Origin of the sequence: Pseudomonas sp. WC2 (assembly GCF_050586545.1) — a bacterium.
Taxonomy (GTDB): Bacteria; Pseudomonadota; Gammaproteobacteria; order Pseudomonadales; family Pseudomonadaceae; genus Aquipseudomonas.
In genome coordinates this window covers 150,535-173,603 of the sequence record NZ_JBOBDR010000002.1, presented here as the reverse complement: position 1 = coordinate 173,603, position 23,069 = coordinate 150,535, and the positions used below count along the sequence as shown (strand labels likewise).

Below are 23,069 nucleotides of genomic sequence, written 5' to 3'. Positions count from 1 at the left end.
GCCGTGGTTTCGCGGTTATTTCTTCAAAGATCGGCCTGTCGATGGAGCTGACAATGTCTTACCCGCGTGTGTTTTTGATGATGTTGATGCTGAGCCTTTTGACGGTTGGTAATGCTTGGGCGGCGACCCCGGCGAAGACTGCCGATGCCGCGCCAAGCGAGCCGACGTGGCCTCAGGTGATCACCAGCGGCAAGGCCAAACTCACCGTGTACCAACCGCAACTCGACAGTTGGGACGGCTACACCCTTAATGCCCGCGCGGCCGTCGAAGCCACGGGCGCCGATGGCAAATCGACCTACGGGATTGTGCAATTCAGCGCGCACACGCTGGTCGACAAGGCCACACGCTGGGTCGCCCTCGATCAATACAAAATCATCAAGGCTGACTTCCCGGCGGATGCCAGCCAGTCCGAAACCTGGCTCGCGGCACTGCAGAAAGACGCCGAAAGTCGCAAGAAAACCATTTCACTGGATCAACTCGAAGCCGCGGTTGGCGTGCTCTCGGCTGAACAGAAGGCTGACAACGCACCACTGGAAAACACGCCACCCGCTATCATCAGCTCGGAGGTTCCGGCGCTGCTGGTGTATATCGATGGGGATGCGGCTTATCGGCCCGTCGACGGCACTGACTTGCAACGAGTGATCAACACTCGCCCGCTGCTGCTCAAGGATGCACAAGGCAAACATTACCTGCACGTCTTCGATGGCTGGATGACTGCCGATCAGTTGACTGGCGATTACACGCGACTGGCTTCGCCGACAGCCGATCTGGAGAAAGCCAAACAGGCAGCGATCAAGAGCCGGCAAGTGGACCTCCTCACCGGACAAAGCGACCCGAAGGACAAAATCCCCAGCCTGGCCAAACCGCCTCAACCGAAGATTTTCGTGGCCACTACTCCCACGGAATTGCTGGTCACCGAAGGCGCGCCGCAATGGTTGCCCATTCAGGGCACGAGCCTGTTGTACGTGAGCAACACCACCGGACATATCTTCAAGGAACTCGGTGATCAGAACAGCTATGTGTTGATTTCCGGGCGCTGGTTTCGTGCCAGTGACTTGAACGGGCCATGGACCTTTACCCCGGCAGACAAACTGCCAGCCGACTTCGCCAACATCCCCGATGACAGTCCGAAGGAAAACGTCAAGGCCTCGGTCGCTGGCACCCCGCAGGCCAAGGAAGCCGCAATCGCCGCGACGATTCCACAGACCTCGGCGATCAAGAAAAGCGCAGTGAAAATGACGGCACCGCAGTTCGATGGCGAACCGCAACTCAAAGCCATCAACAACACGCCGCTGCAATACGTGATCAACAGCGCCACGCGGATCATTCGCGTCGACAACAACAGTTGGTGGGCGGTGGAAAACGGCATCTGGTTCACGGCAACCACAGTGAATGGCCCGTGGGTCGTGGCCAGCTCAGTCCCGGCGGTGATCTACTCGATCCCGCCCAGCTCACCGATGCATTACCTGACCTACGTGAAAGTCTACGAGTCCAGCGGTGACACCGTGGTCGTCGGCTATACGCCGGGGTATCAAGGCTCGAATCTCGATCCCGCCACCGGTGTGGTGGTTTATGGCACCGGTTATCCGTACACCCCGTGGGTCGGCAGCGTCTGGTACGGGCCGCCGGTGACTTACGGATTCGGTGTCGCCATTCGCTATACGCCCTGGACTGGCTGGACCTTCGGTTTCGGTTTCGGCTGGAGCTGGGGCGGCAGCACTGCGGCCATGGGTTGGGGCTGGGGCGCGTATCCATGGTGGGGCAATTACGGCTGGGGTTACGCGTGGGGCCCTCACTTGTACCCGGCGCCGTTAGCCTGGGGCGGTGCAGCTTATGGCTATCGCGGCGGCGCCGTCGCTTGGGGACCCGGCGGCTGGGCGGGAACCACTGGCAACCTCTATCACCAATGGGGTGATCGGGCCACGGTCAGCCGTTACGGTGCGGGATATAACGCGTGGACGGGCAATCGCTGGGCCGGCCAGGTCGGCTCTTCCTATAACTCCCGCACCGGTGTGGCTGCCGCAGGTCAACGAGGCGCGGTTCACAACGTCTATAACGGCAACTATGCCGCCGGACGCAGCGGTGCAGCCGTCGGGCCGAATGGTGGAGCCATTGCCGGAGGTCGAGTGACCGCCGGCAACATACGCAACGGCAGCCAGGTCACGGCCAATCGCGGCGCCGTCTACAACCCCAACACGGGCAACACCACACAGTTCGGCGGCATCCATGGCCGCAATGGCGGCGCCGCGCATGTCGGCGACAACGTCTACGCCGGCCATGACGGCAATGTCTACAAGAGGACCGACAGTGGCTGGCAATCAATGGTCGGTGGCGGCGCGACACGCACAACGCCGATCAACAATAATGCGCAATTGCAGAACCTCAATCGAGAGTCCGCCGCGCGCAACTTCGGAAATCAGCGCACCACCAACTTTCACAACTCCTCGCAGTTCATGAACCACTCGTTCGGAGGCGGCGGCTTCCATCGGCGCTGAAAAACTGCACAAGATGTTCTGAATTTCAAACTGGCCCCGAGTCCGGTTTAACTGTTAAAAACCGGGTCAGTTACCCTGCCCGTTTCGTCGTTCGGAGAACCGCTTTCATGAGCCACTGGCCAGACACCCGCATTCTCGATCTGCTTGGTATCGAGCTGCCGATCATTCAGGGCCCGATGGCCGGTGCTAGCAACTCCTCGATGGTCATCGCGGTTTGCAACGCCGGCGGTCTCGGTTCGATGCCCGCAGCAATGCTCAGTGTCGAGCAATTGCGCGAAGAGCTGCAGACGATTCGTCAGCACACCGACAAACCGTTCAATGTGAATTTCTTTTGCCATCAACCGCCCGCCGCCGATGAACAACGTGCCCGCGAGTGGAAGAATTTGCTTGAGCCGTACTACCGCGAACTGGGCGCTGATTTCGATGCACCGACTCCGGTCTCCAATCGCGCACCGTTCGATACAGCAGCGTGCGAGGTGGTGGAAGAGTTTCGGCCTGAAGTGGTGAGCTTCCATTTCGGCTTGCCGGAAAAAGCCCTGCTCGATCGGGTGAAGGCGACCGGGGCGAAAATCCTCTCTTCGGCAACCACTGTGGATGAGGCTAAATGGCTTGAGCGGAACGGCTGCGATGCCATTATCGCCATGGGCTATGAAGCCGGCGGCCATCGCGGGATGTTTCTCAGTGATGATCTGAGCAGCCAGGTCGGTACCTTCGCGCTAGTGCCGCAAATAGTCGACGCCGTGCGCATTCCCGTGATTGCGGCGGGGGCGATTGGCGATGCGCGTGGCGTCGCTGCAGCGTTCATGTTGGGCGCCTCGGCGGTGCAAGTCGGCACGGCGTATCTGTTTACGCCAGAAGCAAAAGTCAGCGCCTGGCATCACAAGGCACTGCGCACGGCGAAAGAAAGCGAGACCGCGATCACCAATATTTTTACCGGGCGACCGGCGCGGGGTATTCTCAATCGCGTCATGCGCGAACTGGGGCCGATGTCAGCCCAAGCGCCAGCATTTCCGTTGGCCGGCGGTGCATTGATGCCGTTGCGGGCCAAAGATGACGCCCAGTTCGCCAACCTCTGGGCCGGCCAGGCATTAACATTGGGCAAAGACGTTAGCAGCGCCGAATTGACCCGGTTGTTGGCCGCAGGTGCCCTGAAAAACTTGACTCGCCCATGACTTGAATCCTGCGAACCAACGAATCCGCCTACGGCAGTTTCAACCAGCACTTCCCGTTTAGCGGCATTTCGCTATATATTTCCGTATATAGCGATTTCACCCCTCGCATCGGCGCAGTCCACCTCCAACAATCACTGCCCTCTGCACTGCCAACAACGGAGCTGTTACATGACCATTCGTGCCGCACGTTTTGCCCCCACCTGCCTGGCTTCTTTGCTCGCCGTCTTCGCGGTGGGCGCTGTTCAGGCAGATGAAGTGCAGGTGGCTGTTGCCGCTAACTTCACTGCACCGATCCAGGCGATCGCTGCCGACTTCGAGAAAGACACCGGGCACAAACTGGTCGCTGCCTACGGCGCCACCGGCCAGTTCTACACCCAGATCAAAAACGGCGCGCCGTTCGAAGTGTTCCTCTCGGCTGACGACACCACACCGGAAAAACTCGAAAAAGAAGGCGATACCGTCAAAGGCTCGCGCTTCACTTACGCCATCGGCACCCTGGCGTTGTGGTCGGCGAAAGAAGGTTACGTCGATGCCAAAGGCGAAGTTCTGAAGAAAAACCAGTACCAGCATCTGTCCATCGCCAACCCGAAAGCCGCGCCGTACGGTCTGGCTGCCACGCAAGTGCTGGAAAAACTCAAGCTGACAGAAGCGACCAAGGCCAAGATTGTTGAAGGCCAGAACATCACTCAGGCGTATCAGTTCGTTTCCACCGGCAACGCCGAGTTGGGTTTCGTGGCCCTGTCGCAGATCTACAAGGACGGCAAAGTCAGCAGCGGCTCGGCGTGGATCGTCCCAGCGAGCATGCACGATCCGATCAAACAGGACGCGGTGATTCTGAACAAAGGCAAGGACAACGCTGCTGCCAAGGCACTGGTTGAATACCTCAAAGGCCCGAAAGCCGCTGCGGTGATCAAGTCCTACGGTTACCAGCTCTAAATGTCGCTGACGAGTGCTGATTTTGCGGCGATCTGGCTGACCCTGAAGCTGGCGTCCCTGACCACCGCGATCCTGCTGGTGATCGGCACTCCGATTGCCCTGTGGTTATCGCGCAGCCGGTCGTGGTTGCGCGGTCCGATCGGGGCGATCGTCGCCCTGCCCCTCGTGCTGCCACCCACTGTCATCGGTTTTTATCTGCTGTTGATGATGGGGCCGCACGGTTTTCTCGGCCAGTTCACCCAATGGCTGGGCTTGGGCACTCTGACCTTCAGTTTCACCGGGCTGGTGATTGGCTCGGTGATCTATTCCATGCCGTTCGTGGTGCAACCGCTGCAAAACGCGTTCGCGGCGATCGGCACCCGGCCACTGGAAGTGGCCGCGACCTTGCGCGCCAATCCGTGGGACACTTTTTTCAGCGTGATTCTGCCGTTGGCCCGCCCCGGGTTCGTCACTGCGGCGATCCTCGGTTTCGCCCACACCGTCGGTGAATTCGGCGTGGTGTTGATGATCGGCGGCAACATTCCCGACAAGACTCGCGTGGTCTCAGTGCAAATTTACGATCACGTCGAAGCGATGGAATACGCGCAGGCCCATTGGCTGGCCGGTGCGATGCTGGTGTTTTCGTTTCTGGTGTTGCTTGCGCTGTATTCGAGCCGCAAGACTCGCGCTGGCTGGAGCTGATCGATGATTGATGCACGCCTGAAACTCGCTTACTCCGGCTTCAGCCTGGACGTTGACCTGCAGTTGCCCGGTCGCGGCGTTTCTGCACTGTTCGGTCATTCCGGCTCGGGCAAGACCGCGTGCCTGCGCTGCATTGCCGGACTCGAACGGGCCGAGCAAGGTTTCGTGCAGATCAACGACGAAGTCTGGCAAGACAGTGAAAAAGGCCTGTTCGTCCCGCCGCACAAACGCGCGCTCGGCTATGTGTTTCAGGAAGCCAGCCTGTTCCCGCATCTGTCGGTGCTGGCCAATCTGCAATTCGGCCTCAAGCGCATCGCCAGATCCCAGCGTCGGGTGGACATGGCCCAAGCCACCGAATTGCTCGGCATCGGTCATTTGCTGGAGCGTCACCCGCAACACCTGTCGGGCGGCGAGCGTCAGCGCGTCGGCATCGCCCGCGCCCTGTTGACCAGCCCGAAACTGCTGCTGATGGATGAACCGCTGGCCGCGCTCGATAGCCAGCGCAAAAGCGAAATCCTGCCGTACCTGCAACGCCTGCATGACGAACTGGACATCCCGGTGCTGTACGTCAGTCACGCGCAGGATGAAGTCGCCCGACTGGCCGACCACCTGGTGTTGCTCAGCGACGGCAAAGCCCTGGCCAGTGGCCCGATCGGTGAAACCCTCGCACGGCTGGACTTGCCGCTGGCGATGGACAACGACGCCGGCGTGATCATCGAAGGTCAGGTCAGCGCATACGATGCGGACTATCAATTGCTGAGCCTGCAACTGCCGGCGACCGAGATGAGCATCCGCGTGACGCATGCGCCGATGTCTGTCGGCCAGACCCTGCGTTGCAAGGTGCATGCGCGTGATATCAGCCTGAGCCTGCACAACAGCGAATTCAGCAGCATTCTCAATCGCCTGCCGGTCACCGTCGTCAGTGAGCAAGCGGCGGACAACGACGCCCATGTGCTGATCCGGCTCGACGCCGGTGGCACGCCGCTGCTTGCACGGATCACGCGTTTTTCCCGGGACCAACTGGGCGTGCATCCGGGCCAGCAACTGTGGGCGCAGATCAAGGCTGTGGCGGTGCTCGCGTAAATCATTCGGCACGACGGCAACGGCGCGCGGTCAATGGATTTACAGACCGCCGCATAATCCCGGGAAGCCGCCATGCCAGATACCGAGCTCAATCTCACACTGCCATCCGACCTGCACTACGTCGATGACACCCAGCCCGGTATTTCCCGCAAGAAACTGCGCGGCAAGTTCAGTTATTTCGAGCCGTCAGGCCAACGGATTACCGACCCGGACGAAATCAAACGCATCAACGCCCTCGCCGTGCCCCCGGCCTACACCAACGTCTGGATCTGCGCCGATCCGCGCGGCCATCTGCAGGCCACCGGGATTGATGCTCGTGGTCGCAAGCAATATCGCTATCACCCGCGCTGGCGCGAAGTGCGCGATGCCGACAAGTATTCACGCTTGCGGGAGTTTGGTCTGGCCTTGCCGAAGTTGCGCAAGCAGCTCGAAGCGTTGATCGCCGCGCCGGGTTTCAGCCGTGACAAAGTCATGGCCACCGTGATTACGTTACTCGACGCCACGCTGATCCGCGTCGGCAACACGCAATACGCGCGAGACAATCGCTCCTACGGTCTGACCACCCTGCGCAGCCGCCACGTCGAGGTCAACGGCAGCGCGATCCTCTTCCAGTTTCGCGGCAAAAGCGGCGTGGAACACCAGATCACCGTCAAGGACCGTCGCCTGGCGCGCATCATCAAACGCTGCCTAGAACTGCCCGGCCAGAACCTGTTTCAATATCTGGATGAGCACGGCGAGCGGCACACCGTCAGCTCGTCCGACGTCAACAGCTATCTGCAAACCCTCACTGGCGCTGAATTCACGGCCAAGGACTACCGCACTTGGGCCGGCAGTGCCTTGGCGCTGTCGGTGCTGCGCGAACTGACCCACGAGACCGAAACCGAGGCCAAGCGGCATGTGGTGGAAATGGTCAAAGGGGTGGCCAAGCAATTGGGCAACACGCCTGCCGTGTGTCGCAAGTGCTATATCCACCCGGCCGTGGTGGAAAACTTCATGCTCGGCGCCCTCGCCGAATTGCCGCGTCCGCGCGTACGCAAAGGCCTGCGTCCCGAGGAAGTGGCGTTGGCGATGTTCCTTGAGCGCATGAGTGAAGTGACAGACGCACCTTGATCCGTGCGGCGACGTCCTCTAGGCTAGGCGCCCTTCCCTCCCTCTGGATGACCGCAGAAGTGAACAACGCAACCTTCTAAAAATGCCTTCGCGACACGCCGTGCTCGGCGCTTGTCAGTTATTACGACATTTTTTGGAGGTGCCGATGACTCACGTCTCGCGTACGCCCGCTCTCGTTTCTCTAAATCAATCGAGTTTTCAATTCGCCAATGGCGAGACGATTTTCGATGAGCTGAATCTCACGTTCGACCATCAACCGACCGCAATCGTCGGGCGCAACGGCGTCGGCAAAAGTGTGCTTGCGCGGTTGATCGCCGGGCAATTGAAGCCCACTGCAGGCCACGTCATACGCTACGCCACTGTGCATTACGTTGCGCAATCATTCGGCGCCACAGCCGGGCAAACCGTTGCCGAGGCGACGGGCAGCGCAAGAGTGCTCGCGGCGCTGGAAAGAGTGAATCAGGGCGGCGCCTCGGCCGAAGATTTCGACCTTATCGGCGAGCGCTGGGACCTAGCGGAGCGCTTGCGTCAGCGTCTCGATGAGGCGGACCTCCGCGACATCACTGCAACTGATCTGACAGCAAACCTCAGCGGCGGCCAGCAAGCCAGAATCGCCGTGATCGGTGCGCTGTTGAGTGATGCGCAATTATTGCTGCTGGATGAGCCGACCAATCACCTCGACAGTGCGGGGCGAGAATGGCTGATGAACAGGCTGGAACAATGGCGCGGCGGCTTGATTGTCGTCAGTCATGACCGCCAATTGCTGGAGCAGATGCGGCGCATCGTCGAACTCACTCCGTCGGGTGCAACCGTCTTCAGCGGCCGTTATTCACAATTCGTTGAGCAGCGTCAGATCCACCAGGTTGCTGCTCAGGCTCAGCTCGATCAGGTGCGAAGTGAACGCCAACGGGAGCGAACACGGCTGCAACGTGAGCACGACACCATCCAGCGTCACGCGGCGGGCAGTCGACGCGATGCGCAAACCGCCAACGTTGCCGGGTTTGAGCGAGCGGCCATGAAAGCCGCAGCGAAGGAGATCATGGGGCAGGTAAAAGCTGCCCAGCAAACGCGCAAATCCGGTCTGGATGCGCGCGTCCGTGAAGCTTACGCCAACGTTTTGCCGGAGGATGACGTGCTGATCAACCTGCCGGGAAGTGGCGTGCCGAGTGCTCGCCAGGTCTGCACGTTGATTGATGCCCGTTTGCCCTGGTTGCCAGTCGATTCGCCGGCAGCCTGTCTGAACCTTACCGTCCATGGACCGATGCGCATTGCGGTCACCGGCCCCAATGGCTGCGGCAAATCGACATTGCTGAAAATGCTCGCCACAGAACTGGCTCCCGTGAGTGGAGAATGCGCCACTCATGTGCCGTTCGCCTTTCTCGATCAGCATCTGCGACTGCTCGATGAGCGAACTTCAATTGTCGAGCAGTTGCAGGCGCAGCAAACGCCGTTAAACGAAGGCACCTTGCGCAGCTATCTCGCTCACCTGCAACTGGATGCGCGACGCGCGACCCAACCCTGCGCCTCGCTCAGTGGCGGTGAGCGACTGAAAGCTGCCCTCGCCCTCGCATTGTGGCGCCAGACACCGGCGCAGCTATTGCTGCTCGATGAGCCAACCAATCATCTGGATCTGCCTTCGGTGGAGGCCTTCGAACGGGCGTTGCAGACATTTCCTGGTGCAATTGTCGCGGTGTCCCACGATCAGGCGTTTCTGCGGGCATTGGATGCCAGTCATCACTTGCACTGGCAGCCACACGGCTGGCTCCTGCAACCGACGAGCTGAGCTGTCTATTTTTTGCACGATTGCTGAGGGCTTCTATAGTTGATGTGACACGAATCAGCTGCGGTGATGCCATGGAAGACATATTCGTCGTGAAGCGCTGCAAGAAAGTCATCATTCACGGTCGACGCGCCGGAGAAACCCTGCATGAACCCGCCGAGGCGATTGGCTGGTTTCGCATTTGCGACACGCGCACGAATGGTTTCATCGGCGATGGCTACGACGTCGAGCGGGATGCACTCAAAGAATGTCAGCGCCTCAACGCAGCCAGTTCCCCATCACCGGCCCGCCAGCCTTCCGGCTGATGCCGCGCTAAAGCGGGTCTATACTGAAACCAGCTGATGGAGCGGCGCCCCACGGCATCTGGCTCGCAGCTCGCGGGCTTTTTGCTGCAGCTCAGGTTTCATAGAACGGAGGTGTTCCATGTCCGAAAAAGAGTCCATCACCACCCTCCTCACCCTGCTCGACGCCCGCCAGGCGCGCCTGGCAGCCGCCTGCAAAGAGATCGCCGACTGGGTCGACCATCAAGGCGGGCATCCAACAGCCCTGCGCATCCGTGATCGTCTGAACGACATCGAGAAAGATGCACCGCTGATCCGCAATACGCTGTCGTCACTCAAGCCTGCCGATCGGCCGCTGCCGCGGTTCAGATAAGCGATTGCAGCGACACCTCGGTTTACGGAGTTTTACCCGCGTTTCGTTCTCATGAACGCCTTCTTTCGTGCGCGGTCAAAAAACTGTACACGTCACGAAGGAGGCGTCTGATGGTCATTCATTTCAACATCGACGGACATCTGGCCTGTGGTCACAAAGGCCAACATCTCACGGCAAGTCGCGAACTCAACCGCGTCAAATGCCGCAGTTGCCGCAACACTGAAGCGTATAAACAAGCTCGTAAAGATCAACGAAATGCGGCGCGACGCACGTCCCGCCAAGGCAAAACTGCGCATAGCGCGGTGAACTGGCGCACTGAGTGGCAGCAACGCCTCACAGCGATGGCTGGCCGCCAACGCTTGCCACGGGGCTTTGCCCGCCAAGCTTACGTTTGAGTGCCAACTGACTTAATTCAAGACAAAAAAAGGGCTTGCATGAAGTTATTCATGCAAGCCCTTGCTATTCATGGTGCCCGAAGCCGGAATCGAACCGGCACGCCCTTACGAGCGGGGGATTTTAAGTCCCATGCGTCTACCAGTTTCGCCATTCGGGCGGTAGCGCGGTGTAGCCTTCCATTCAACTGCAGGGTCGCGATCCTGAGAGGATGCACGCTGAACAGCCGAGCGGGAAATATATACATCACTTCCCGGTGAAGCAAGTTTGCAATCGCCGTTTTCAAGACTAAATCTTGCTGCGGACTGCAAATAAAAAAGCTCCGTAAATCATGGATCTACGGAGCTTGTTTATAGTGGAGGCCGAGGTCGGAATCGAACCGGCGTAGGTGGATTTGCAATCCACTGCATAACCATTTTGCTACTCGGCCTCAAAACGTCTGTCATCAGTAGCACAACAACAAACGCGTTTTAACTTGGAGCGGGAAACGAGACTCGAACTCGCGACCCCGACCTTGGCAAGGTCGTGCTCTACCAACTGAGCTATTCCCGCTTGGTGATGCGCATTCTATAGAATTAAGAAGCTCCGTCAACCCCTTGATTCAAAAAAGTTTTATTTCTTTTGAACATCGGTCTTCAGATGCGGCCACGCGGCGCGAAGGTACTGAACCATCGACCACAACGTCAGGCCGGCAGAGACCATCAGCAAGGCGTAACCGAGAACAACCCAGAAGGTGAAGTCCTTTGGATTGGCCAACAGGATCACCAGTGCAAGCATCTGTGCAGCGGTTTTCCATTTGCCCAGATTCGATACCGCAACATGGGCGCGGGCGCCGAGTTCGGCCATCCATTCACGCAATGCCGACACCACGATCTCGCGACCGATAATGACGGCTGCTGGCAACGTGAGCCAGAGATTGCCGTGCTCTTGTACCAGCAGAACCAGCGCAACAGCAACCATGAGTTTGTCGGCGACCGGGTCAAGGAACGCACCGAAGGGGGTGCTCTGCTCCAGGCGGCGAGCCAGGTAACCATCCAGCCAGTCTGTGGCTGCCGCAAAGGCGAACACCGAAGCGGAGGCCATGTAACTCCATTGGTAAGGCAGGTAAAACAGCAAAATGAAGATCGGGATGAGCAGGACGCGTAGAACGGTAATCAGATTAGGGATATTCATCGGCACAACTGGCTACGAGGTGAAGGGGCATTCTACTCGCTATGCAGGTTCGCATAAATCGACTCTGCGAGCTTTTTACTGATCCCCGGGGCTTTGGCGATCTCTTCGATGCTGGCACGAGACAGCTCCTGCAATCCACCAAAATGTTTCAACAAATCGCGACGACGGGTTGGGCCAACGCCTGCAACGCCTTCCAGCGTTGACGTTCGCCGGGTTTTGCCGCGCCGCGCGCGATGTCCTGTGATGGCAAATCGGTGGGCTTCGTCGCGAATCTGCTGAATAAGATGCAAGGCCGGAGAGTCGCCGCGCAAGGTGAACTCGTGCGCCGCATCATTCAGATACAGAGTTTCGAAACCGGCCTTGCGCGTCGCGCCCTTGGCGACACCGAGCAAGATCAGATCCGGCACCGCCAGTTCATTAAGCACGTCGCGGGCCATCGACAACTGCCCCTTGCCGCCATCGACCAGGAGAATGTCGGGCAGCTTGCCCTCGCCGTCTTTCAATTTGCTGAAGCGTCGGGTCAAGGCCTGATGCATCGCCGCGTAGTCATCACCCGCCGTAACACCTTCGATGTTGTAGCGACGGTAATCCGACTTGATCGCCCCTTCCGGACCGAATACCACGCAGGACGCCACTGTCGCCTCGCCGCTGGAGTGGCTGATGTCATAGCACTCCAGCCGTTGCGGCGGTTCATCCAGATTCAAGACTTCCGCCAAGGCATCGAAACGCGCAGCGGTATGTTGCCGATTGGCAAGCCGCGCACCAAGCGCCTGTTCGGCGTTGGTGACTGCCAATTGCTGCCAGCGCGCCCGTGTACCGCGCACCCGATGACTGATTGCCAACTCTCGGCCACGAGACGAGTGAATGGCCTCGATCAGCGTCGGGAAGTCTTCGTGAACGACGTTGACGATCAATTCGCTCGGCAGATCGCGCTCAGGGCTGCTGATGAAGTATTGGCCAAGAAACGCCGCCATGACTTCCGAAACGTCTTCCTCGATACCAACCTGCGGGAAGAAGTTTTTGCTGCCAAGCACTCGCCCTCCCCGCACACTGATCAAATGCACGCAGGCACCGCCCGGATTGACGAAAGCGGCGATGACATCGATGTCACCGGTGCCGCCCTCCATGCTCTGTTGATCCTGAACGCGTCGCAGCAGCGCAATCTGGTCACGCAATTCGGCGGCGCGCTCGAACTCAAGGTTGATCGCTGCCTCCTCCATTGCCGTGGACAATTCATTGGTCAGCGCGTGACTACGCCCTTCGAGGAACATCACCGAGTGACGCACATCCTCGGCATAAACCTCAGGCTCGACGAGTCCGACACAAGGCGCCTTGCAGCGCTTGATCTGGTACTGCAGACACGGACGTGTGCGGTTCTTGTAGTAACTGTCTTCACATTGCCGGACGAAAAACGTTTTCTGCAACAGACTCAGACTTTCACGAATGGCACCGGCACTGGGATACGGCCCGAAGTATTTGCCCTTGGCTTTTTTCGCCCCCCGATGAATGCTCAGACGCGGAAACTGGCCGTCCGAGAGAAACACGTAAGGATAGGATTTATCGTCGCGCAACAGAATGTTGTACGGCGGCCGCCATTCTTTGATCAGCGTTTGCTCAAGCAGCAGTGCTTCGGTTTCGTTGGCGGTAATGGTCGTCTCGACCTGGGCAATGCGCCCCACCAGGGCAGCCGTTTTCGGCGCCAGACCGGTTTTGCGGAAATAGCTGGCCAAACGTTTCTTGAGATTTTTGGCCTTGCCGACGTAAAGCAGTCGCGCCTCGCTGTCGAACATGCGGTAAACGCCGGGGCGCCCGCTGACCGTTGACAGAAAGGCGCCGGAATCGAAAGTGTCAGTCATGATCAGGCGCTGGCATCAACCATGCCGTGACGAACCGCCAACAGTGTCAACTCAACGTCGCTGCTGATCGAAAGCTTTTCGAAGATACGGTAACGGTAGGTGTTCACGGTTTTCGGTGAGAGGCATAACTTGTCGGAAATGATCTGAACCTTCTGGCAGCCGACAATCATCAACGCGATCTGAATCTCCCGCTCCGACAAGGCATCGAACGGGGAATCATTGGTCGGCTGAAAGGATTTGATCGCCAACTGTTGAGCAATCTGCGGACTGATGTAGCGCTGGCCGGCGAACACCAGGCGAATCGCCTGAACCATTTCCGGCAAACCTGCGCCCTTGGTCAGATAACCCGCGGCACCCGCTTGCAGCAAGCGCGTGGGGAACGGGTCTTCTTCGCACACGGTGACGGCAACCACCTTGATATCCGGGTGACTGCGCAGCAGTTTGCGCGTGGCTTCCAAGCCGCCGATGCCAGGCATCTTGACGTCCATCAGCACCACATCGGGCTTCAGCTCTCGGGCCTTGATCAGGGACTCTTCACCTGACTCGGCCTGCCCCACCACCTGCAGGCCATCGATATCGGCCAGCATCCGTGTAATGCCTGTACGAACGAGATCATGGTCATCGACCACTAGCACCCTAATCAAGCAGACACCTCGCGATATGGTCTTATTGGGATGCCGGACACCTTAGCAAAAAGTGCCAGACAGACCTAGCGGAAAGCCGCATTTAAAAAGTTTCAATTCATCATTGAAGTCATGTGCGCCGTGGGTTTCAGCCCAGAGCTGTACTGATATCGAGCTGCATCCTCAGGAAACACGCGTCCTCACCCTGAACGCGTAGTCCTTTTCTTTCATACAAGTTTCTTGCCGGATTGTTTTCGAAGACGGTCAAGCGCACTGCCGGTCGCTTTTCTGTTTTGGCGATATCAATAACCTGATCAATTGCCCAGGAACCCGCCCCCTGCCCCTGAAACGCCTTGGCAATCTGTAGCTCACGAATATACAGCGCCCGCAGGTCGCGGCTCAGACTGAAAAAACCTACCGCTGTATCGCCCCGCGATATCAGCCAGTTATCGCGCCCCGACCAGGCCAAATCGAATGCATCGTCCTGCCACAACAGGTCATGCTGGATGTAATAACGCAGCATGTTCTGACAGGTCAGCTCGCGCGCGAACGTCAGATCCTCGGCGGTCGCAAGACGCATCAGAAAAGTCATGAGGTCACCGTTACCATGGTTCAACCTTGTTTTCGAGCCAAACACGGAGTGTGTCACAACTGTTGAAGCGCTCAAGCGATAGGTTTTTTGTTGGCGACGCAATAGCATTTTCTGATTGCCGAGCCGTGTCGGCCTCTTGTAAGCTCGGCGCATTCACTGGAGATAGACCATGTTCAACGCCCTTTCACAGCTATGTGCCGCCAGCGCCCTGCGCTCGGTTGCGGCTGCCCGGGTGAATGACGTTTGCGCTCCGGTCAGCTTTTATTTTGGGTATTGGTTTAGCCACTGGCGCGCCTGATACCCACACGGCGCCCATAACAACGGGTCGCCAACCAGAGAATTCTCAACCCCCGGTCGGCCTCCCGACCGGGGGTTTTGTTTTTTCTGGCCCCACTCTTTTCAGCGACACACCAGACACTTTGAGGAATCACAAAATGAACTACGCCACTTATTGCCGTTACGACACTTTTACCGCCTGGCGATTTACCAGCCTCCGCTCGGGACAGCCTGCCGCCTCCGATCGGTCACCCACAGGTGGCAAGCACACACACGTAGCCAATACGGCCAATTGTCGAACACCCCAGTAGGGCCGAGCGCGCGGGAAGCACCCGCCGCCAGCCCAGGAAGACCGAATATGAACTCGTCCGTTTCTGCTCTGCCACTGTCCAACCTCGATTCCGCCAACGAAGCGCTGACCTTGCGTCTGCCCAGTTCGTTGCAACTCAAACAGCAACTGCCCCTGACCTCGGCATTGAGTCAGCAAGTCGCCGCCCATCGTCAGGCGGTTCGCGCCATTCTCAACGCTGAAGACCCTCGCTTGCTGGTGATTGTCGGCCCTTGTTCGATTCATGACCCGCAATCCGCCCTCGAATACGCCGGCAAACTGGCTCGACTCGCTGCCGAAGTCAGCGACTCGATGTTGTTGGTCATGCGTGCCTACGTCGAAAAACCCCGCACCACCATTGGCTGGAAAGGCCTCGCCTACGATCCGCATCTGGATGGCAGTGACGACATGGCTGGCGGCCTGACCCTGTCCCGCGAACTTATGCTGGAAATGATCCGCCTCGGCCTGCCCGTAGCCACCGAGTTGTTGCAACCCATGGCCGCCGGTTACTTCGATGATTTGCTCAGTTGGGTTGCCATAGGTGCGCGCACCACTGAATCGCAGATTCATCGCGAAATGGCCAGTGGCTTAAGCATGCCAGTCGGTTTCAAAAACGGCACTGACGGTGGTGTCGCCGTGGCCGTCGATGCCATGCGTTCTGCAGCCCACCCACACCGGCATTTCGGCGTGGACAGCCAGGGTCACCCGGCAATGATCCAGACCGCTGGCAATCCCGATACACACCTGGTGCTGCGCGGCGGACACCACGGTCCAAATCATGATCGCGCCAGCGTGAACCGCATCAAGGCGGACCTGAATCGTTTGAAGATTCCTGGCCGGATCATGGTCGATTGCAGCCATGCCAATAGCGGCAAAGATCCATTGCGCCAGCCCGGCGTGTTCAATGAAGTGCTTGAGCAACGCCTGCAAGGTGATCGTTCACTGATCGGCATGATGCTTGAGTCTCATCTGTTCGAAGGCTGCCAGCCATTGAGCGCATCCCTGCGTTACGGCGTTTCTGTGACTGATGGCTGCCTTGGCTTCAGTGCAACGGAGCAGTTGCTGCTAGACGCAGCACAACGCCTCGGCACCCACGCCCGGGACTGACGCCTTGCGCAAAAGCCCTCCGATTTCAAGGAAAACGGAGGGCTGAGGTGTTGAACGCTAGGCGTCGATTCGGATGCGCGTCTCTGCCGATTCCTGGCTGACATCATCCAGGCGTTCCACCGAGTAGGTGATGTCTACGGTCGAGCCCTGATGTTCACGCCAGAAAGAATGCGGCACAACAAAAATGAGCGGCCGACCGGCCGTTTCCGCACTGATGTCGCGGTCATCCCGGTGGCTGAAAAGCTCGCCGTCGCACCTGAGATAAACCAGCTCCCCCTCTTGCGTCTGAGCGTCGCTGATCACAAGGGTAACGCCGGCGGTCGAATCTGCCACGGACAACACGCCGTCCGGGGCTTCGAGCACCTGGGGTGGCGCCAGCTCACCGCGAACCAATGGCCCAATGAAAACCTTCGTCGGATCCGACGTTTCAACCTCCCCGCCTGCACGTTCGACGCGGTAAGTCACCGTCACGGCCAATCCCCGATTGGCTTCAATGCACGGCGGCGGAATCCAGAATGACAAGGCCTCGGCGACAGCAAAGGCTTCGACCTTCAACGTATCGTTGAAGGCCTCCACCGACGCATCGCTTTTCCACGACAAGAGAACCCGGTCGCCGGCAGACATTCTGGCGTAAGGTTGCAGCGACACTAGGGTCCCCTCCGGCACTCGCTCTGGATCAAGCGAACCTCCCACTGCATTTTCAATCTGCGGCGCAAGCAGATTCTTTCGCACATCGCCGACCGACAACTGCAGGCGCTCGGATTCGAGCGATTGCGGCAAATTTGCCTTCAGCAGCGTCCAGTAGACTTCCAGCGATCCGCCATCCAGCGCCGCCAGGTGCAGGCTTTTAACGACGAAAACGAGTTCCTTGCCCACCTGTGCTTCGCTGACAAATCGCACCATCTCGTGCTGATAGGCAAAGCCCTCGATATCCAGGCCGTCCCAGCTCAACAACAACTGATCGCCACACGCCATGTCGGGGTAGGCCGCGACCCGAACGAGTACCTTGGTCAGTGACGGGTCCAGCACATCATCGTTCAACGAATCGATCGTCACCGCAGGCAATGCGACGGTCTGTTTGCAGGCACTGATCGGGTGGCTGGCGCGGTAATAAAACTCGACTTCATGAGTGGTCATGCTTGGCCCATTCCTTGGATAAGGCGCCGTCATCATTGACAGCGTCGACGACCCATATTGAAAACGAATTCCCGCGGTATTGATGTCAGGCCATTACGCCGCGACGCCGGGGCAAAGGCTACGAGCCAAGTAAGAGCACGAGACGAAATCACACTTTTCTGAGCGCTGGATGGCCAGAACTTCCGATTTGGAGTTCAGAGAAATCCGAAATTTCATACAGACCCTAGTCCAGATTCGACAGTCATCTGAAGCCTATTCGTACTTCTTCAACAGAATGAGTGTTTTAGAGTGAGCGATGTAATTATTCGATGAACTTCTGCGAAAAAGGTCTGAACATGCAACGGAATGCTACAACTCGTTACCCTATCCTGTTGGTACACGGCCTGTTTGGATTCGAGCGCATCGGCCATGTCGAGCTATTTCGTGACGTTAAGGACGTTCTGAAAGCGGCCGGCAACCGAGTGTTTGTGCCCCACCTCTCCGCCACCCATAAGAACGAAATCAGAGGCGAGCAACTGCTGACTCAAATAGAGGCGGTTTTACGTGGAACCGGCGCTAGTAAAGTCAACCTCATCGGTCACAGTCAGGGCGCATTGGCGGCACGTTACGCGGCGGCGCTTGCCCCACACAGCGTCGCCTCGGTGACGTCGGTCAGCGGACCGAACCATGGTTCGGAACTGGCTGACTTCCTGCGCAAGGCCCTCATCCCCGGTCGACTTCCAGAAATAGTCGCGCAGAGCGTGGCGACGCTGTTTGCCGATTTACTGTCATTGCTCAGTGGTAGCATTTCGCTGCCGCAAAATGCCGTCGCGGCGCTGAATGCGCTGACAACCGAAGGTGTCGGGGACTTCAACGACAAGTATCCGCAAGGGCTGCCCCAGAGCTGGGGAGGCCAAGGTCCTGCGCAGGTCAACGATGTTCAGTACTACTCATGGAGCGGCGTCCTACCGGCCAATGCGCCGCGCTCGCTGGACCCGGCTCAACGCATCTGTCAGGAAATGGCCCAGTACTTTACAACCGAAGCCCAACAAAATGATGGCTTTGTCGGCCGCTTCAGCTCCCATCTTGGCCACGTAATCCGCTCCGATTACCCCATGGATCACTTGGGCAGCCTGCGGCGCAGCCCCGGCGACAATCACTTGGTGCATGACCCGATTCAACTTTATGTTGAACACGCCATGCGCCTGCAGGCCGCCGGCCTCTGACGAACGCCAACGTTTACCGAATGGAACTTTGCCGAGAATTCGCCCACTGATTCCGGTAGGCTCCACACTTTACTGAAATAGATTGGAGAGTTTCCCATGGCTAAAGCCACTGCCCGCCACATCCTGGTTTCCAGCGAAGACAAGTGCAACGAACTCAAAACCCAAATCGAAGGCGGCGCTGATTTCGCCGAAGTCGCCAAGGCCAACTCCACCTGCCCATCCAGCCGTCAGGGCGGAGATCTGGGTTCGTTCGGTCCTGGCCAGATGGTCAAGGAATTCGACACCGTGGTATTCAGCGCGCCGATCAATGTCGTGCAAGGCCCAGTGAAGACCCAGTTCGGTTATCACTTGCTGGAAGTCACCAGCCGTCAGGACTGATTCGTCGCCTGATCGCTCTACAACGGCCCGCCTTATGGTGGGCCGTTGTGTTTCAGTTACACATACGGCTGGCGGCTGACGCGTCTCTCGCGTACAAATTGCGCTTATCGATTTCCCGGTTCCAAGGCTGACGATGCGACTGGTTTTCCCCACATTGATGCTCACCGCTCTCGCGCTGCTCTCGGGCGCCGCCAGCGTGAACGCTGCACCGCAACATGCGTTGACCGTTTACGGCGAACCTGCCAAATACCCCGCCGGTTTCAGCCACTTCGATTACACCAATGTGCAAGCCCCGAAGGGCGGAACGATGCGCCGCTCGGCCATCGAAATCGGTCACTTCGATCACGTCCTTCCTTATATAGACAAGGGCATCGGTGTCACCCAGATTGACGGCATGCTGTATTCGCCACTGGCTCAGCGCTCGCTGGATGAGCCCTACACCGTCTACGGTCTGGTAGCGCAGAAGATGGAGCGCTCCGACGACGGTCTGTCCCTGCGCTTCTTTATCAATCCCAAAGCACGCTTCGCCGACGGTAAGCCGATCACCGCCGAAGATGTGCGCTACACCTACGATTTGTTGATGACCCAGGGCAGCCTGCGTTATCGCACCCAGTTTGCCGATGTCAAAGCCGTCGAAGTGGAAGCCCCGCTGACCGTACGCTTCGACTTCAAGAGCAACGAAAACCGCACGCTGCCGCTGGATATCGCGACGCTCCCGGTTTTTCCCGAACATTGGTGGAAGACTCGCGACTTCGCGGGCGGCGGCGGTTATGAGCCACCATTGGGCAGCGGCCCCTACCGCGTTGGCAAAGTCGATTCGGGCCGCAGCATTACCTTTGAACGCAATGCCGACTGGTGGGGCAAAGACCTGCCGGTGAGTCGAGGGCTCTACAACTTCGATCATTTCAGCATCGAATACTTCGGTGACACCGATGTAGCCCGTCAGGTCCTGCGCGGCGGAGCCTATGACTACAACCGCGAATTCTCCGCGACCGGTTATTCGATCGGCTACGACAGCCCTGCCCTCAAGGATGGGCGCCTGCAAAAGGCTCACCTAGCGACCGAAGCACCGCAGTCGGCGCAAGGTTTCGTCTTCAACCTGCAAAAACCGATGTTCCAGGACCGCCGTGTGCGCCAGGCCTTGGCCATGCTCTGGGATTTCGAATGGAGCAACAGGCAGATGATGCGCAACCTGTACATCCGCCAGCAAAGCTACTTTTCCAACACCGACCTCGCCGCCCGGCAATTGCCCGACGCTCAGGAGCTGAAAATTCTTGAACCGTTGCGCGGGCAGATTCCCGACGAGGTCTTCACCACCGTTTTCGAAGCGCCGAAAACCGATGGCAGCGGGATCATCCGGGACAAACAGCTGCAAGCCCTTGAGTTGCTGGAGCAGGCAGGCTGGAAACCCGACGGTGATCAGTTGGTGAATGCCGAGGGCGAACCGCTGAGTTTTACCTTTCTGGTCAGCCAGAATGGCATGGACCGCTTGTTGCTCCCGTACAAGCGCACGCTCAAGCAAATCGGCATCGACCTCAATATCCGTCGCATCGACTCCTCGCAGTACGTCAATCGCCTGATGAGCCGCGACTACGACATGATCGTCACTGGTTATCCGGTCAGCACTTCACCCGGTGGCGAGTTATTGAATTACTTCGGCTCGGCGTCCGCCAACGACCCCGGCGCCAACAACTACATGGTCCTGAAAAACCCCGCCGTGGACACTTTGATCAACGGTCTGATTCGCGCTTCAACGCAATCGGACATGCTGCACTACGCCCACGCACTGGATCGAGTCCTGCAATGGAATTACTACTGGATCCCCAATTATTATCCGCCGGGAACCTCGACGGTTTGGTGGAACCGCTTCGGCATACCGTCGGTGCAGGCGAGCAATGACGAAGCGATCGAGAGCTGGTGGGAAATCAGCAGCACGCCGCTGACCAATCAGCAGATGACCGCCGAGAAAATTGGCCGCGGCAGACCCGGAGGGCCGCACTGATGTGGGGTTACATATTCAGGCGTCTGTTGCTGATCATTCCGACGCTGGTGATCATTCTGCTGGTCAATTTCGTGATCATTCAAGCCGCACCCGGCGGCCCGGTCGAGCAGGCCATCGCGCATCTGCAAGGCATCGGCGGCGCCAGTGTCGGTGGCGGCGCGAGCGAGACCATGAGCAGCACGTCCCGCGCCAGTCGCGGCCTCGATCCGCAACTGATCAAGGACATCGAAAAACAATACGGCTTCGACAAGCCTGCCCATGAACGTCTGTGGTTGATGCTCAAGAACTACGCGCACCTGGACTTCGGCAAGAGTTTCTTCCGCGGCGCTACGGTCACCGACCTGATCCTGGAAAAGATGCCAGTGACCATTTCCCTCGGACTATGGGCAACGCTGATCACCTATCTGGTTTCAATTCCACTGGGCATTCGCAAAGCGGTGCACCACGGCAGTCATTTCGACATCTGGAGCAGCACGGCGATCATCATCGGTTACGCGATGCCGGCCTTCCTGTTCGCCATGTTCCTGATCGTGGTGTTCGCCGGAGGTACTTCGCTGAACTGGTTTCCGGTGCGCGGTCTGGTTTCGGACAACTTCGAGTCGCTGTCGACCCTGGGCAAGATCGCCGACTACTTCTGGCACCTGGTCTTGCCGGTGACGGCGCTGGTGATTGGCGGTTTCGCCACATTGACGATCCTCACCAAAAACTCGTTCCTCAACGAAATCACCCGACAGTACGTGGTCACCGCTCGAGCCAAAGGCCTGAGCGAACGTCGTGTGCTCTATGGGCACGTTTTCCGCAACGCCATGTTGCTGGTGGTCTCAGGCATCCCCCAAGCGTTCATCAGCGTGTTCTTCGCCGGCTCGTTGCTGATCGAGGTGATCTTCTCGCTCGACGGCCTCGGCCGCATGAGTTACGAAGCGGCAGTATCGCGGGATTACCCGGTGGTGTTTGGCTCGCTGTTCATCTTCACGCTGTTCGGGCTACTGATAAAACTGATTGGTGACCTCTGCTATACGCTGGTCGATCCGCGCATCGATTTCGCCGCGAGGAACGCCTGATGTTCAAATTCTCGCCGTTGGGCCGTCGCCGGTTCGAACGTTTCAAGAAAAATCGCCGGGGCTGGTGGTCCCTGTGGCTGTTTATCGGTTTGTTCATGCTGACATTGGGTGGCGAGTTGATCGCCAACGATAAGCCGCTGGTGGTCAGCTATCAGGGGCAGTGGTACTTCCCGGTGTTCAAACGCCATACCGAGCAGGAGTTCGGCGGGCAACTGCCCTTTCAGGCCGACTATCGCAGCGACTATGTGCAGAACCTGATTCGCAAGGACGGCGGCTGGTTGCTATTCCCACCGATTCCGTTCAGTGACGACACGCCGAACTATGACCTCAACAAACCGGCGCCGAGCCCGCCAACCTCGGTCAATTGGCTCGGCACCGATGATCAGGCGCGAGACGTGTTGGCGCGGGTGATTTTCGGCGCCCGGGTGTCGATCCTGTTTGCGCTGATGCTGACATTTGTCAGTGCGCTGATCGGCATTGCTGCCGGTGCGCTGCAAGGCTATTACGGCGGCTGGATCGATTTGCTGGGGCAACGCTTGCTGGAAGTCTGGTCGGGGCTGCCGGTGTTGTACCTGCTGATTATTCTTTCCGGTTTCGTCGAGCCGAATTTCTGGTGGTTACTGGGCATCATGGCGTTGTTCTCATGGCTCGCACTGGTCGACGTCGTACGTGCCGAGTTCCTGCGCGGACGCAATCTGGAATACGTCAAAGCCGCCCGGGCATTGGGCCTGAGCGATCGCAAAGTGATTGTCCGGCACATCTTGCCCAACGCCATGAACGCCACGTTGAGTTACCTGCCGTTCATTCTGACCGGGGCGATTTCTACCCTGACGGCATTGGACTTCCTCGGCTTCGGCATGCCCGCCGGCAGCGCCTCCCTCGGTGAACTGATCGGTCAGGGCAAGCAAAACCTGCAAGCACCGTGGCTTGGGCTGACGGCGTTCTTCACCCTGGCATTGATCCTTTCTTTACTGGTATTCATCGGCGAAGCGTTGCGTGACGCATTCGACCCACGATCCTGAAGCGT

Annotated in this window: 21 protein-coding genes and 3 tRNA genes; 16 read left to right on the top strand and 8 right to left on the bottom strand. The window is 58.5% G+C overall.

Annotated elements, in window-relative coordinates:
* Window positions 1–53 precede the first annotated feature (53 nt).
* The 10 genes from ACQ4OE_RS02770 to ACQ4OE_RS02725 all read left to right on the top strand — a co-directional run bounded on the left by ACQ4OE_RS02770 (window position 54) and on the right by ACQ4OE_RS02725 (window position 10,306).
* A complete protein-coding gene (locus tag ACQ4OE_RS02770) occupies window positions 54–2,495 on the top strand; it encodes an autotransporter (RefSeq protein ID WP_430945588.1) in 2,442 nt (813 codons plus the stop codon).
* 107 nt (window positions 2,496–2,602) lie between these two features.
* Entirely contained in the window at window positions 2,603–3,667 is a 1,065-nt protein-coding gene (locus tag ACQ4OE_RS02765; protein ID WP_430945587.1) for an NAD(P)H-dependent flavin oxidoreductase, read from the top strand.
* A 168-nt stretch (window positions 3,668–3,835) separates the two neighbouring features.
* Window positions 3,836–4,603, top strand: a complete 768-nt coding sequence (gene modA / locus ACQ4OE_RS02760; protein WP_122590955.1) for a molybdate ABC transporter substrate-binding protein — start codon at window positions 3,836–3,838, stop codon at window positions 4,601–4,603.
* On the top strand, window positions 4,604–5,284 hold the full coding sequence (modB, locus tag ACQ4OE_RS02755) for a molybdate ABC transporter permease subunit (protein ID WP_122590953.1): 681 nt from the start codon (window positions 4,604–4,606) through the stop codon (window positions 5,282–5,284).
* A 3-nt stretch (window positions 5,285–5,287) separates the two neighbouring features.
* Window positions 5,288–6,367 carry a molybdenum ABC transporter ATP-binding protein gene (gene modC, locus ACQ4OE_RS02750; protein WP_430945586.1) on the top strand — a complete coding sequence of 360 codons (1,080 nt, stop codon included), beginning with the start codon at window positions 5,288–5,290 and terminating at the stop codon, window positions 6,365–6,367.
* Between the two features lie 72 nt (window positions 6,368–6,439).
* Window positions 6,440–7,477 (top strand): DNA topoisomerase IB, encoded by a 1,038-nt coding sequence (locus ACQ4OE_RS02745; protein WP_430945585.1) that lies wholly within the window; start codon window positions 6,440–6,442, stop codon window positions 7,475–7,477.
* A gap of 145 nt (window positions 7,478–7,622) precedes the next feature.
* Window positions 7,623–9,260 carry an ATP-binding cassette domain-containing protein gene (locus ACQ4OE_RS02740; protein WP_430945584.1) on the top strand — a complete coding sequence of 546 codons (1,638 nt, stop codon included), beginning with the start codon at window positions 7,623–7,625 and terminating at the stop codon, window positions 9,258–9,260.
* 71 nt (window positions 9,261–9,331) lie between these two features.
* Window positions 9,332–9,562 carry a hypothetical protein gene (locus tag ACQ4OE_RS02735; protein WP_122590947.1) on the top strand — a complete coding sequence of 77 codons (231 nt, stop codon included), beginning with the start codon at window positions 9,332–9,334 and terminating at the stop codon, window positions 9,560–9,562.
* 118 nt (window positions 9,563–9,680) lie between these two features.
* Window positions 9,681–9,911: a hypothetical protein gene (locus ACQ4OE_RS02730; protein WP_122590945.1), complete on the top strand. Its 231-nt coding sequence runs from the start codon at window positions 9,681–9,683 to the stop codon at window positions 9,909–9,911.
* 110 nt (window positions 9,912–10,021) lie between these two features.
* Window positions 10,022–10,306, top strand: a complete 285-nt coding sequence (locus tag ACQ4OE_RS02725) for a hypothetical protein (RefSeq protein ID WP_430945583.1) — start codon at window positions 10,022–10,024, stop codon at window positions 10,304–10,306.
* A gap of 71 nt (window positions 10,307–10,377) precedes the next feature.
* Here the strand turns inward: ACQ4OE_RS02725 and ACQ4OE_RS02720 are convergent.
* The 7 genes from ACQ4OE_RS02720 to ACQ4OE_RS02690 form a co-directional block, all read right to left on the bottom strand.
* Window positions 10,378–10,464 (bottom strand) — tRNA-Leu (locus tag ACQ4OE_RS02720).
* Between the two features lie 196 nt (window positions 10,465–10,660).
* Window positions 10,661–10,734 (bottom strand) — tRNA-Cys (locus ACQ4OE_RS02715).
* Between the two features lie 46 nt (window positions 10,735–10,780).
* Window positions 10,781–10,856: transfer RNA gene (locus tag ACQ4OE_RS02710), tRNA-Gly, on the bottom strand.
* A gap of 60 nt (window positions 10,857–10,916) precedes the next feature.
* Window positions 10,917–11,477, bottom strand: a complete 561-nt coding sequence (gene pgsA / locus ACQ4OE_RS02705; protein ID WP_122590866.1) for a CDP-diacylglycerol--glycerol-3-phosphate 3-phosphatidyltransferase — start codon at window positions 11,475–11,477, stop codon at window positions 10,917–10,919.
* A 32-nt stretch (window positions 11,478–11,509) separates the two neighbouring features.
* The gene (gene uvrC, locus ACQ4OE_RS02700; RefSeq protein ID WP_430945582.1) at window positions 11,510–13,333 is read right to left on the bottom strand and encodes an excinuclease ABC subunit UvrC; all 1,824 of its coding nucleotides are present in this window, start codon (window positions 13,331–13,333) and stop codon (window positions 11,510–11,512) included.
* Between the two features lie 2 nt (window positions 13,334–13,335).
* Complete coding sequence (gene gacA / locus ACQ4OE_RS02695; protein WP_024012761.1) at window positions 13,336–13,977, bottom strand: response regulator transcription factor GacA; 642 nt, start codon at window positions 13,975–13,977, stop codon at window positions 13,336–13,338.
* Window positions 13,978–14,104: 127 nt separating this feature from the next.
* A complete protein-coding gene (locus ACQ4OE_RS02690; protein WP_430945581.1) occupies window positions 14,105–14,548 on the bottom strand; it encodes a GNAT family N-acetyltransferase in 444 nt (147 codons plus the stop codon).
* 634 nt (window positions 14,549–15,182) lie between these two features.
* Here ACQ4OE_RS02690 and ACQ4OE_RS02685 point away from each other — a divergent pair.
* Entirely contained in the window at window positions 15,183–16,259 is a 1,077-nt protein-coding gene (locus ACQ4OE_RS02685) for a 3-deoxy-7-phosphoheptulonate synthase (protein ID WP_430945580.1), read from the top strand.
* 57 nt (window positions 16,260–16,316) lie between these two features.
* On the opposite strand, the gene ACQ4OE_RS02680 is transcribed toward ACQ4OE_RS02685, so the two are convergent.
* Window positions 16,317–17,396 carry a hypothetical protein gene (locus tag ACQ4OE_RS02680; protein WP_430945579.1) on the bottom strand — a complete coding sequence of 360 codons (1,080 nt, stop codon included), beginning with the start codon at window positions 17,394–17,396 and terminating at the stop codon, window positions 16,317–16,319.
* Between the two features lie 335 nt (window positions 17,397–17,731).
* Between ACQ4OE_RS02680 and ACQ4OE_RS02675 the strand changes: the two genes are divergently transcribed.
* From ACQ4OE_RS02675 to ACQ4OE_RS02655, 5 genes are all read left to right on the top strand, one after another.
* Window positions 17,732–18,601, top strand: a complete 870-nt coding sequence (locus ACQ4OE_RS02675; RefSeq protein WP_430945760.1) for an esterase/lipase family protein — start codon at window positions 17,732–17,734, stop codon at window positions 18,599–18,601.
* Between the two features lie 96 nt (window positions 18,602–18,697).
* Window positions 18,698–18,979 (top strand): peptidylprolyl isomerase, encoded by a 282-nt coding sequence (locus ACQ4OE_RS02670; protein ID WP_122590857.1) that lies wholly within the window; start codon window positions 18,698–18,700, stop codon window positions 18,977–18,979.
* 133 nt (window positions 18,980–19,112) lie between these two features.
* Window positions 19,113–20,981 carry an extracellular solute-binding protein gene (locus tag ACQ4OE_RS02665; protein ID WP_430945578.1) on the top strand — a complete coding sequence of 623 codons (1,869 nt, stop codon included), beginning with the start codon at window positions 19,113–19,115 and terminating at the stop codon, window positions 20,979–20,981.
* A complete protein-coding gene (locus ACQ4OE_RS02660) occupies window positions 20,981–22,042 on the top strand; it encodes a microcin C ABC transporter permease YejB (protein WP_430945577.1) in 1,062 nt (353 codons plus the stop codon). The genes ACQ4OE_RS02665 and ACQ4OE_RS02660 overlap by 1 nt, the downstream gene beginning before the upstream one ends.
* The gene (locus ACQ4OE_RS02655) at window positions 22,042–23,064 is read left to right on the top strand and encodes an ABC transporter permease (RefSeq protein WP_430945576.1); all 1,023 of its coding nucleotides are present in this window, start codon (window positions 22,042–22,044) and stop codon (window positions 23,062–23,064) included. The genes ACQ4OE_RS02660 and ACQ4OE_RS02655 overlap by 1 nt, the downstream gene beginning before the upstream one ends.
* Window positions 23,065–23,069 lie beyond the last annotated feature (5 nt).